Origin of the sequence: Achromobacter sp. Bel (assembly GCF_012928505.1) — a bacterium.
Classification (GTDB): Bacteria; Pseudomonadota; Gammaproteobacteria; order Burkholderiales; family Burkholderiaceae_B; genus Achromobacter.
Genome location: NZ_JABBJN010000031.1, coordinates 36,881 through 48,618, shown reverse-complemented (window position 1 = coordinate 48,618; position 11,738 = coordinate 36,881). Strand labels below are relative to the sequence as shown.

Annotated in this window: 12 protein-coding genes; 8 read left to right on the top strand and 4 right to left on the bottom strand. The window is 65.8% G+C overall.

What is annotated here, in order from left to right; all coding sequences use genetic code 11:
- Positions 1-116: 116 nt before the first annotated feature.
- From HG262_RS19350 to rpsT, 7 genes are all read left to right on the top strand, one after another.
- On the top strand, positions 117-299 hold the full coding sequence (locus HG262_RS19350; protein ID WP_006225458.1) for a Trm112 family protein: 183 nt from the start codon (positions 117-119) through the stop codon (positions 297-299).
- Positions 300-310: 11 nt separating this feature from the next.
- Positions 311-1,075 (top strand): 3-deoxy-manno-octulosonate cytidylyltransferase, encoded by a 765-nt coding sequence (gene kdsB / locus HG262_RS19345; protein WP_169272557.1) that lies wholly within the window; start codon positions 311-313, stop codon positions 1,073-1,075.
- 91 nt (positions 1,076-1,166) lie between these two features.
- The gene (adk, locus tag HG262_RS19340; RefSeq protein WP_169272556.1) at positions 1,167-1,823 is read left to right on the top strand and encodes an adenylate kinase; all 657 of its coding nucleotides are present in this window, start codon (positions 1,167-1,169) and stop codon (positions 1,821-1,823) included.
- A 134-nt stretch (positions 1,824-1,957) separates the two neighbouring features.
- Positions 1,958-2,716: a 3-hydroxyacyl-CoA dehydrogenase gene (locus HG262_RS19335; RefSeq protein WP_006220294.1), complete on the top strand. Its 759-nt coding sequence runs from the start codon at positions 1,958-1,960 to the stop codon at positions 2,714-2,716.
- A 159-nt stretch (positions 2,717-2,875) separates the two neighbouring features.
- Positions 2,876-4,432 (top strand): murein biosynthesis integral membrane protein MurJ, encoded by a 1,557-nt coding sequence (gene murJ / locus HG262_RS19330; protein WP_169272555.1) that lies wholly within the window; start codon positions 2,876-2,878, stop codon positions 4,430-4,432.
- Between the two features lie 196 nt (positions 4,433-4,628).
- A complete protein-coding gene (locus HG262_RS19325) occupies positions 4,629-5,591 on the top strand; it encodes a FecR domain-containing protein (RefSeq protein ID WP_169272571.1) in 963 nt (320 codons plus the stop codon).
- A 312-nt stretch (positions 5,592-5,903) separates the two neighbouring features.
- Positions 5,904-6,167: a 30S ribosomal protein S20 gene (rpsT, locus tag HG262_RS19320; RefSeq protein ID WP_006225453.1), complete on the top strand. Its 264-nt coding sequence runs from the start codon at positions 5,904-5,906 to the stop codon at positions 6,165-6,167.
- Between the two features lie 92 nt (positions 6,168-6,259).
- Here the strand turns inward: rpsT and HG262_RS19315 are convergent, their stop codons facing one another.
- Complete coding sequence (locus HG262_RS19315) at positions 6,260-7,186, bottom strand: LysR family transcriptional regulator (protein ID WP_169272554.1); 927 nt, start codon at positions 7,184-7,186, stop codon at positions 6,260-6,262.
- Between the two features lie 113 nt (positions 7,187-7,299).
- Here HG262_RS19315 and lysA point away from each other — a divergent pair, with 113 nt between their 5' ends.
- Positions 7,300-8,532, top strand: a complete 1,233-nt coding sequence (gene lysA, locus HG262_RS19310; protein ID WP_169272553.1) for a diaminopimelate decarboxylase — start codon at positions 7,300-7,302, stop codon at positions 8,530-8,532.
- 127 nt (positions 8,533-8,659) lie between these two features.
- Here the strand turns inward: lysA and garL are convergent, their stop codons facing one another.
- From garL to HG262_RS19295, 3 genes are all read right to left on the bottom strand, one after another.
- Positions 8,660-9,427, bottom strand: a complete 768-nt coding sequence (gene garL, locus HG262_RS19305; RefSeq protein ID WP_035213403.1) for a 2-dehydro-3-deoxyglucarate aldolase — start codon at positions 9,425-9,427, stop codon at positions 8,660-8,662.
- A gap of 107 nt (positions 9,428-9,534) precedes the next feature.
- Positions 9,535-10,536, bottom strand: coding sequence for a tripartite tricarboxylate transporter substrate binding protein (locus HG262_RS19300; RefSeq protein WP_169272552.1), 1,002 nt, complete (start codon positions 10,534-10,536; stop codon positions 9,535-9,537).
- A gap of 79 nt (positions 10,537-10,615) precedes the next feature.
- Complete coding sequence (locus HG262_RS19295; RefSeq protein ID WP_169272551.1) at positions 10,616-11,737, bottom strand: Ldh family oxidoreductase; 1,122 nt, start codon at positions 11,735-11,737, stop codon at positions 10,616-10,618.
- Between the last annotated feature and the right edge of the window lies 1 nt (position 11,738).

The window sequence follows — 11,738 nt, the reverse complement described above, 5'->3', positions numbered from 1 at the left end:
ACATGACATTAATTAACAAACGAACGGAAACCGGTATTCCTTTGGTCTGCCAATGAGGTTCGCCCCGAGGAAAGCTCCCCGCTGTCCACCCGCAAAACTGTTTTAGAATCCCGGTCATGGAATCCCGACTTCTCGACATCCTCGTCTGCCCCTTGTGCAAGGGCCGCCTCGAACACGACCGACAGCAAGCCGAACTGGTTTGCCGCGCCGACCGCCTGGCCTTCCCGCTGCGTGACGGCATCCCCGTCATGCTGGAGTCGGAAGCCCGCGCGCTGGACGAAACGCCCGCCGCCAACTGACCGCCCCCATCGTGAGTTTCATTGCCCTGATCCCGGCGCGGACCGCCTCGACCCGCCTGCCTGATAAACCGCTTGCCGACATCGCCGGCAAGCCGATGGTCGTGCGCACGGCCGAACGGGCCGCCCTGTCGGGCGCATCGCAGTTGTACATCGCGACGGATGACGTCCGCGTCCAGGCAGCCGCCGACGCCCATGGCCTGATCGCGCTGATGACGCGCGGCGACCACCCCACCGGCACCGACCGCCTGGCCGAAGCCGTGGAGCAGCTGGGCCTGCCCGACGATGCGATCGTGGTGAACGTCCAGGGCGACGAACCGCTGATCGAACCCGAACTCATCGACGCCGTCGCCGCCAAGCTCCAGGCCCATCCGGAAGCCGACATCGCGACCTGCGCCTGCCCGCTAGCCGACGCCGAAGCGCTGTTCAACCCGAACGTCGTCAAGCTGGTCTGCGCCGTCGACGGCCGCGCGCTGTATTTCTCGCGCGCCCCCATTCCCTGGGCCCGTGACGCATTGGCCGCAGGCGAACGCGTGCTGGCCGACGGCCTGCCTGCCTGGCACCACATCGGGCTGTACGCCTACCGCGTGTCCTTCCTGCGCCGCTTCCCGACCCTGCCGCAAGGGGTGCTGGAACGGTTCGAGTCGCTGGAACAGCTGCGCGCCATGGAACATGGCCACCACATCGTCGTACACCGGGCGTCCAGCCCTCCCGCCGCAGGGGTAGATACCCCGGCCGATCTGGAGCGCGTCCGGTTGATCTACAGCAAACAGATATAAGGGTTATTTCCCATGGCGCAGCCCCGCATTGGCTGCTGCATTGCGGCATAATCCCCCGGATCACAAAAAATAAACCCCATCAGGAGCACTCATGCGTCTTATCTTGCTCGGACCTCCCGGCGCCGGCAAAGGCACCCAGGCCGCGTTTCTCACCCAGCACTTCGGCATTCCCCAGATCTCCACCGGCGACATGCTGCGAGCCGCGGTGAAGGCGGGCACGCCGTTGGGTATTGAAGCCAAAAAGGTCATGGATGCCGGCGGTCTGGTTTCCGACGAGATCATCATCGGCCTGGTCCAGGACCGCCTGAAGCAGCCCGACTGCGCCGGCGGCTACCTGTTCGACGGCTTCCCCCGCACCATCCCGCAAGCCGATGCGCTGAAAAGCGCCGGCGTCAAGCTGGACTACGTGGTGGAAATCGAAGTCCCCGAAGAAGACATCATTGAACGCATGAGCGGCCGCCGCGTGCACCAGCCCAGCGGCCGCAGCTACCACGTGCGCTTCAACCCGCCCAAAGTGGAAGGCCACGACGACGTCACCGGCGAAGAACTAATCCAGCGCGACGATGATCGCGAAGAGACCGTTCGCCACCGCCTGTCCGTGTACCGCGAACAAACGCGCCCCCTCGTCGACTACTACTCGACCTGGGCGCAGCAAAACGCCGCCGAAGCCCCGAAGTACCGCAAGATCTCGGGCGTGGGCGCCGTCGACGAAATCAAGTCGCGCCTCTTCGAGGCCGTCAAGAGCTGATTGGCGCATTGTTGGCCTGCAGGCCTTCGGCGCCGGCCGGACGCGACGCGTTCCGGCACCGGCCCGAAGGCCTTGTCACATTCGGCGCCTGCCGCGCCGCATTCATCCCCTTGAACTGTTCTGGTGGTAGAGACATGGAAATCGCGAACAAGGTATTCATCGTTACGGGCGGCGCGTCCGGCCTGGGTGCAGGCACCGTGCGCATGCTGGTGGAAAACGGCGCCAAGGTCGTCATCGCCGACGTGCAGGACGAACCTGGCCAGGCCTTGGCCAAGGAACTCGGCCAGCGCTACGTCCACTGCGACGTGACCCAGGAAGCCGATGGCAAGAGCGCCGTCGCCGCGGCCCTAGAATTGGGCGCCCTCTTCGGCCTGGTGAACTGCGCGGGCGTGGCGCCCGCCGCCAAGATCGTCGGCAAGAACGGCGCGCATCCGCTGGACCTGTTCCAGAAAGTCGTGTCGATCAACCTGATCGGCAGCTTCAACATGATGCGCCTGGCCGCCGAGGCCATGAGCGCCAACACGCCCGAGCCCACCGGTGAGCGCGGCGTGATGATCAACACGGCGTCTGTCGCCGCGTTCGACGGCCAGATCGGCCAGGCCGCCTACGCCGCGTCGAAGGCCGGCGTAGCCGGCATGACCCTGCCGATCGCCCGCGACCTGGCCAAGACCGGCATCCGCTGCATGACCATTGCCCCGGGGATCTTCGGTACGCCGATGATTTTCGGCATGCCCCAGGAAGTGCAGGATTCTCTGGCCGCCAGCATCCCCTTCCCCGCCCGCCTGGGCCGTCCGGAAGACTACGCCAAACTGGTCTACAGCATCGTCACGAACGATATGCTGAACGGCGAAACCATCCGTCTGGACGGCGCCATCCGCATGCCGCCGAAGTGATGATGCCCCCACGCCGCGCATGCTTCGCACGCTTGCTGCCCCCCGAGGGGGCGTTTTTCCCCTTGGGGCGGCCTGGAGCGGTGTGTGGCGGGGCATGGTCCCTTTCAATGGGCGTTATGTTTGTGGGGCCAGCCGGCCCTTTTTTTATGTAGTCCATCCATGAGCCTGTTCCGTTCGGCGGCCACTGTTAGCAGCTTCACCCTGCTGTCCCGTATTTCCGGCCTGATCCGCGACATCCTGGTCGCCCGCGCCTTTGGCGCCGGCCCCATCACGGACGCCTTCTGGGTCGCCTTCCGTATCCCCAACCTGTTGCGGCGGCTGTTCGCCGAAGGCGCTTTCTCCCAGGCCTTCGTGCCCATCCTGGGCAGCGCGCGCAACAACCGGTCCGAAGAAGAGGTCCGCACCCTGCTGGACCGCGTGGCCCTGCTATTGACGGCCACCCTGATGCTGATCACGCTGATCGGCATCGTGGCCGCCCCCTGGGTCGTGTCCGCCATGGCCAGCGGCCTGCGAGGGGCCGCCCGAGATACCGAATTCGGCGCCGCCGTCTGGATGACGCGGATGATGTTCCCCTACATCTTCTGCATGTCGTTGATCGCCTTCGCCTCGGGCGTGCTGAACACCTGGCGCCGTTTCGCCGTACCGGCGTTCACGCCGGTGCTGCTGAACCTGGCCATGATCGGCGCCTGCGTCTGGCTGGCACCCCGCATGGACGTCCCGGTCTACGCGTTGGCCATCGGCGTCATGATCGGCGGCGTGGCGCAATTGGCGGTGCAATGGATCGCCCTGTCGCGGCTCGGCCTGACGCCGCGCTTTTCCCTGCGTTTCCGCGAGGCGTGGGCCGATCCCACCGTCCAGCGCATCCTCAAGCAGATGGCCCCCGCCACGCTGGGCGTCTCGGTGGCGCAGATTTCCTTGCTGATCAACACCAACATCGCCACCTGGCTGACGCCGGGCAGCGTGACCTGGCTGTCGTTCGCCGACCGTCTGATGGAATTCCCCACCGCGCTGCTGGGCGTCGCCCTGGGCACGGTGCTGCTGCCCAGCCTGTCGGCCGCCCACGCGCGGGACGACCACGACGGCTACAGCGCCCTGCTGGACTGGGGCCTGCGCCTGGTCCTGCTGCTGGGCCTGCCCGCCGCGGTGGGCATGGCGCTGCTGTCGGACGGCCTGGTCGCCACGCTGTTCCACTACGGCGCCTTTGCCGCCCATGACGTGCTGCAGACCCGCCTGGCCGTGATTTCCTATTCTGTCGGCCTGATCGGCCTGCTGTCTGTGAAAATCCTGGCGCCTGGCTTTTACGCCAAGCAGGACATCCGGACGCCGGTCAAGATCGCCATCGGCGTGCTGATCCTGACGCAGCTGATGAACGTGGCGCTGGTGCCGCTCATGGCCCACGCCGGCCTGGCCCTGGCCATCGGGCTGGGCGCCTGCCTGAACGCGCTGGCGCTGCTGATCGGATTGCGCCGCCGTGGCGTCTATCAGCCGGCCCCGGGCTGGGCGGTGTTCGTGCTGCGCCTGATCCCGGCGCTGGCCGCGCTGTCCGCCCTGCTTTGGTATGCGGACGGGCGAATCGACTGGATCGCCTTGCAAGCCCATGCGGGCCTGCGGGCCGCGTGGCTGGGCGGCGTATTGGCCGCCTGCGGGCTGGTCTACTTCGGAACGTTGTTACTCTTTGGCTTCCGCCTTAAGGACTTTGGACGACGCCGCGGCTGATAATTTCGGCCCTTAGGGCACCTTCCCCATCAAAAAGCCGGCTTCAGCCGGCTTTTTTGCCGTAGATTCGTCAAGAATTGACAACCAGGCCGTAATCTTTGGTAAAAAACCTTTATTATTTACAAATTGCCATCGAAAGGATCCCCGCCAGCATCGCATGCGGGATGATGAAGTGAAGTACGCCCAAGGACAACCCATGGCGGACCAGGTGATCAATTGGTTGCTGCTGCTGCGGTCCGGCAAAGCGACCGCGCAGGACTACAACGACTTCCTGGCGTGGCGTGCGGCTGACCCTGTCCATGAGAATGCCTGGCAACAGCTGACAGGCACGCTTTCAGGATCGTCGTTCGGCCGGCTTGGCGATGCCTACCCTGCCGGGTACGCCGCCGGATCGCCCGCGCAGCCCCTGATCCCTCCGCCCCCGGCCATCATGCCGGCCCGCCGCCGCTTTCTGACCGGCGCGCTTGCGCTCGCCAGTACAGGCGCTTGCGCCGCCTATGTCGGCAATGCCTTCTACCCCCTGAACAATGTCGCGGCCGACGCCGCGACGGCTACGGGCGAACGGCGCCGGTACATGCTGTCGGACGGCAGCCAGTTGCTGCTGGACGCGCGCAGCCGGGTCAATCTGGACTTCACGCCCGCCTATCGCCAGGTACGCCTGCTGGACGGCGCCGTGACGGTCTCTGTCGCGCCCGATGCGCGCCGCCCGTTCCTGGTACAGACCGCCGAGGGCACCGTGCGCGCCTTGGGCACCCGTTACATGGTGCGCCAGCAGGCACAACGCACGGTCGTGGTCGTGCATGAACATGAAGTCGAAGTGGAAACCATGTCGGGCGCCCACGGTTCCGTGCGCGCCGGCACGGGCGCCCGTTTCGACGCGTCCCGCATGGACACTCCCCGCGCCGAGCTCATGGCGGAGGCCGCCTGGGAATCGGGCTGGGTCGACGCCCGAGGACGCCCGCTGGCCGAGGTGATCGCCGCGCTGCGGCCCTATCGCACCGGCACGCTGCGCCTGTCGATGGCGGCCGGCGGTTTGCCTGTATCCGGCCATTTCCCGCTGGACGACACCAATGCCGCGCTGGACTCGCTTGAAGACATGATGCCGATCAGCGTCCGGCGCTTCACGCCCTGGTTCGTATCGATCAACGTCGCCGCCTGACAACGGCGCACCTCGGGCCTGTGCCAGCGGCCCGCTTCGTTGTATACTCAGTACCGTGTTTTTATCCAGTAGGCGCCGCGGGTGTTTCCTCAAGGCTTTTTGAGGGCCATCCGCCAGGGTTGTCCAGCTACGAGAGCTCCAGTTTGGGAATTTATTTTTCCAGCGACGGACTCTCCGGCCCAGGAACCTTACCTATAGCGCCCCCCGCCCGGTTGACGGGCGCTCCATCGGTAGATCAAACATTAAAAGCTTGCAATCCCACAGGGACTTGCTACAATGTTCGACTTTGCCGAATTCAACTTATATAGCAACATGGCCAATACCGCCCAAGCCCGCAAGCGCGCTCGCCAATCCGTTGAGCGCAACAAGCACAATTCCAGCCTGCGCTCGATGCTGCGCACCGCCATCAAGCGCGTTCGCCAATCCATCGCCGCTGGCGACAAGGCTTCGGCTGGCGAAGTGTTCCAGAAGGCCTCGAGCGTGATCGATCGCGTGGCTGACAAGAACATCATCCACAAGAACAAGGCCGCTCGCCACAAGAGCCGCCTGGCTGCCGCTATCAAGGCGCTGGCCTAAGATTCTGCCGCCCCTGCTTTTTGGGGCGTCATGAATACGGCAAATGAAGAAGGATGCCCCAGGGCATCCTTTTTTGTTGCCCGCTCCATCCGCTACGCGCCGCCTTGCCCCATGCGGGATACCAATTGGCGCTTGATGGCTTCGGCCGCACCGGCCAGCGACGCCATGAACGCGTCCACCAGCGGATTCGCCGGACGATGTTCGGGAAACACTACATTGACGCGAAACGGGAACGACCGCCGCAGCGGACGGATATGCAGGCCGCGGCCCGCAAAATCCAGCGCCGTCAGCGGGTTCACGATCGCCAGGCCCAGCCCCTGGCGCACGAACGTGCACACGGACACCGCCGTGGGCGTCTCCACAATGGAGCGCCGCAGCACCCTGGACTCGGCGAAGGCTTCGTCGATCTGTATCCGGTAGGGATCGCTGGACGATAGGCTCACGAAGGCCTGACCTTCAAAGTCGGGCAGATCGATTGCCGGCTTGGCCAGCAGCGCGTGCCCGTCAGGCAGCACGCACACCTCATCCACCTGCAACAGCAATTGCACACGCGTGCCGGCGGGCGCCGCGTCGTGTTCCGTCAGCCCCAGGTCATACCGCTGCGCGGTCAGCCATTCCTCCAGGAACGGCGACTCCTGCGCCTCGACCGACAGGCTGACCCCGGGATGCTCATCATGAAAGCGCCGGAACGCGTCCGGCAGGATGGAATGCGAGAACGCCGGCAAGGCGATCACCGACAACTGGCCGCCCCGGAAGGCGCGCAAGCGGGCGGCGGCGGACGCCACGCGCTCCAATCCCGCGTAGGACTGCCGGATCTCGTCGTAGAGCGCCAGCGCCGGCATGGTGGGCCGCAAACGACCATGCACGCGCTCGAACAGCGCGAAACCGATGCTGTGCTCCATGCGGGCCAGCTCGCGGCTGACCGTGGGTTGTGAAGAGCTAAGGAGCTCGGCCGCCCGGGTGACGCTGCCGGCGATCATCACCGCCCGGAACACTTCGATATGCCGATGCGTCAGCATGGGCCACCCCATATCAGGAATGAATGGATCTTTGAAATATAAGCATTTTACTGGATGCATTTGAACAGGCATCATCCCGCCTGGTTTCCATTCCCACTCAAGGTCCGCCCGTCATGGCATTCGATCCGCGCCAACTCACCCAACTCGCCACCCAGCACGGCACGCCGCTGTGGGTGTACGACGCCGCCGTCATCCGCGAACGCATCGCGCAGTTGCGCCGCTTCGACACCATCCGCTACGCGCAGAAGGCCTGCTCCAACCTGCACATCCTGCGCCTGATGCGCGAGGAAGGCGCGGTCGTTGACGCCGTATCACTGGGCGAGATCGAACGCAGCCTGGCTGCGGGCTTCGACCCCAAGGGCGAACCCGAAGGCATGGTCTTCACGGCCGACCTGATCGACCACGCCACGCTGGCCACCGTGCTCCGCCACGGCATCACCGTGAACGCCGGTTCGCTGGACATGCTGGAGCGCGTGGGCCAGGCCTCGCGCGGGCACCGCGTCTGGCTGCGCATCAATCCCGGCTTCGGCCACGGCCACAGCAACAAGACCAATACCGGCGGCCCGCAAAGCAAGCATGGCATCTGGATCGATGACGTGGCCGAAGCCGTGTCGATCGTGCGCCGCCATGGCTTGAAGCTGGTGGGGGTCCACATGCACATCGGCTCGGGCGTCGACTACGGCCACCTGTCCAGCGTCTGCGATGCCATGGTCGCCGTGGTGCGCTCCCTGGACCACGACCTGGAAGCGATCTCGGCCGGCGGCGGCTTGTCCATCCCCTACCGCGAGGGCGAACCCCGCATCGATTGCGACCATTATTTTGAGCAGTGGGACGCGGCACGCAAACGCATCGAACAATTCCTGGGCCACCCCGTCCGGCTGGAAATCGAACCTGGCCGTTTCCTGGTCGCCGAAGCCGGCGTGCTGGTGTCGGAAGTGCATTCGGTCAACCGCCGCCCCGAGCGCGACTTCGCGCTGGTGGACGCGGGCTTCAACGACCTGATGCGCCCGGCCATGTACGGCAGCTATCACCGCATCTCGGTGCATGCGCCCGACGGCTCGGCCCCGCAAGGCGTGGGCGACACGCGCATCGCGGTCGCCGGCCCCCTGTGCGAATCGGGCGACGTGTTCACGCAGGATGAAGGCGGCGTCATGTCCGACCAGTTGCTGCCGCAGCCGCGCATCGGCGACTTCATGGTGTTCCACAACGCGGGCGCGTACGGCTCGTCGATGTCATCCAACTACAACAGCCGGCCGCTGGCGCCGGAAGTGCTGCTTGACGAGGGCAACGCCCGCCTGATCCGGCGCCGCCAGACCGTCAGCGAATTGCTGGCGCTGGAGGAATAAGCGGAAAGCCCCAATCCGCAGAAGAATCGCCGCCCCGCCGCCGGGCCGCCCCAAAGCGGGGCAGCAGCCCCCCCCTTGGGGGGCTGCAAGCACGCAACGCGTGCGTAGCGTGGGGGCCCTGCCCTTTTCAGGTCGGGAAGGCGTCGCGCAGCGCGAACGTCGCCTGTTTGAACACGCCCAGGTCCGTGCCCACCGCAACAAAATGCATGCCCATGTCGAGGTAGCGGCGCGCGTCCGCGTGCACCGGCGCCAGGATGCCCACGGCCTTGCCTTGGGCGGTCACGCGCTGATGCAGATGGCGGATGGCCTCTTGCACTTCGGGGTGGCCCGGGTTGCCGATATGGCCCAGCGCCGCGGCCAGGTCCGACGGCCCGATGAACACGCCGTCCACGCCTTCGACCGACGCGATCTCGTCGACGGCGTCGATGCCCGGCCGGCTTTCGATCTGCAACAGTACGCAGATGTTGTCGTTGATGGTCTGCAGGTAATCGGGCACCGTGCCATAACGGTTGCTGCGCTGCGCCCCGGCCACGCCGCGGATGCCTTGGGGAGGATAGCGGGTCGCGGCCACGGCCAGCCGCGCATCAGCCTCGGACTCGATGAACGGAATCAGCAGGTTGTAGAAGCCGATGTCCAGCAGACGCTTGATCTGCACGGGATCGTTCCACGACGGCCGACCCACGGCGGCGCTGGCGCTGCCCTGCAGGGCTTGCAGTTGCTGCAGGAACATCGGCACTTCATTGGGCGAATGCTCGCCGTCCAGAAGCAGCCAGTCGAAATCCGCCAGCCCGACAAGCTCGGCCGTGATGTGGCTGGACATGCACATCCAGAAACCGATGAGCCGTTCGCGGGCCAGGATGCGCTGCCGGAAACGGTTGGGTAAGGGTGAGTTCATTGCCGCCTTCGTTTTTTGCAGAAAAGAGAATACGGAGTGTGCCGGGCCGAAGCCCGGCCGTACAACAGTCAGGGCCGGCTAACGCCAAATGAAGCCTCGCACAGGCCCTAGTCCATGCGGGCGCCGGAGGCCTTGGCCGCCTTACCCCATTTCGTGATTTCGTTGTCGACGAACGCCGAGAACGATTTCGGATCATCCCCCACCACCACGAAGCCCACGCTCTCCAGCTTCTGTCGGATCTCGGGCGATGCCAGCGCCTTCACCGTGGCCTGATTCAGGCGTTGGATCACGGCGGGCGGCGTCTTGGCGGGCGCGGACAAACCGAACCACGACTCGGCGGAGAAGCCCGGATAGCCCGATTCAGCCACCGTCGGCGTGTCGGGATACGCGGGATTGCGCTTGGCGCTGGCCACCGCCAGTGCGCGCAGCTTGCCGGACGTCACCTGCGGCAACAGCGTGTCCTGGTTCAGGAACATCACCGAGACGCGCCCACCAATCATGTCGGTGATCGCCGCCGCGCCCCCTTTGTACGGCACGTGCACCAGATCGATCTTGGCGTCCTGCTTCAGCATCTCCATGGCCAGATGCCCCGACGATCCACTGCCTGAACTGGCGTGGGTGTACTTGCCCGGGTTCTCCCGCGCCAGGCGGATGAAGTCCGCGAAGGTCTTGCCAGGAAACTCCATGTTGGCCACCAGCACGTTCGGACCCGTCGCCAGCAGCGAGATGTGCGCGAAGTCGCTGTTGCGGTAGGGCATGTTCTGATAGACGGCATAGCTGATCGCGTTGGACCCCACGCCGGACAACAGCAACGTGTAGCCGTCCGGTTCGGACTTGGCCACGACGTCGGAGCCGATGTTGCCGTTGGCGCCGCCCTTGTTTTCAACGATGACGCTTTGGCCCAATTCCTTGGACAGCTCTGCCGCCAGCAATCGGCCCACGGAATCCGTGCTGCCGCCGGCCGGGAACGGCACGACCAGCTTGACGGGCTTGGCGGGCCAGGCGCCGGCTTGCGCCGTCGCGGCCCCGGGCAGCAGGGTCAACGCCCCCGCCACCGCGGCGGCCAGGATGGCAAGGCGCCTGCGCGCCACAAGTTGGTTCTGTCGCATTGTTGTCTCCTCATGGTTGTTGTAGGTATATCGCCCGGTGTCCGGGTCTGTGCCTATCGTTTGATGCGGTGCGGCCGCATCAGCCGATGCAAATGTCCTCCAGCAGATACGGCGTGCCGGCACGCTCGCAGATGCCGCGCAGGCGTTCGGCCAACGCCGCCGGAATCGGGATGCCCTGGCTCAGCCGGCGCGCGCGTTCGGCCGCCTCGGGTTCGCCGGCCACCAGCACGGGTTCCTCCGGATTGGCGGCCGGCGTATCGTGCAGCGCGTCGATCATGTCATCCATATCGGATTCGAACGAACCTGCGGCGCGGAACGCGTCGGGGTTCAGCGCCAGGAAGAAATGCCCTACATCGTCCGGCTCTCCCGGGCGGCGGGTCGGCGCGCGGCGAGCGGCGAACGCGCTACCGCTGAGCGTGCCGCCCAGGATCTGCGCCATCATCGCCAGGCCGTAGCCTTTATGGCTGCTCATCGCGCACGTTCCGCCCAACGGCGTCAGGCCGCCTTCAGGGCGTTTGAAGATGAACTGCATCGCCGCGTCGGCGTCGGTGACCGCCCCGCCCTGCCCGTCGACCGCCCAGCCCGGCGGCAACGGCTTGCCCAGAAAGTCGTAGACCTTGACCTTGTTGGCCGCCACCGTGGTCGTCGCCATGTCCAGCACGAAGGGCTCGTTATGGGCCGCGGGCGCGCCGAATGCAATAGGGTTGGTGCCCAGCATAGGCATGGCGCCGCGCGTGGGCACCATGATGATGCCGTTGGCGCTGCTGGTGACCAGTCCTACCACGCCGCGCTGCACCGCGATGCGCGCGTACACACCGGCCGCGCCGAAGTGATGCGAATTGCAGACCGACACCGCGCCCACGCCGTGCGTGAGCGCCTTGTCGACGGCCAGATGCATGGCCTGCGATGCCACCGGATAGCCCAGGCCGCCCATGCCGTCGATCAACGCGCTGGCCCCGCCGTCGCGCACCACCCGGGCGCGCGCGTCCAGACGCAAGGAACCCGCGCGCAATTTTTCCTCGTACGACGGCAGCATCGAGATGCCGTGGGAATCGACGCCCAGCAGGTCCGTCTGCGCCATCAGGCCCGCCGTCGTGTGCGCCAGGTCTTCGTCCATGCCCCAGGCTTGCAGCACCTGCAGGATCTGTTCGCGGACCTGCTCGACCGGCACGTTCTTCGCTACTGCTCCATTGCCTTGCACT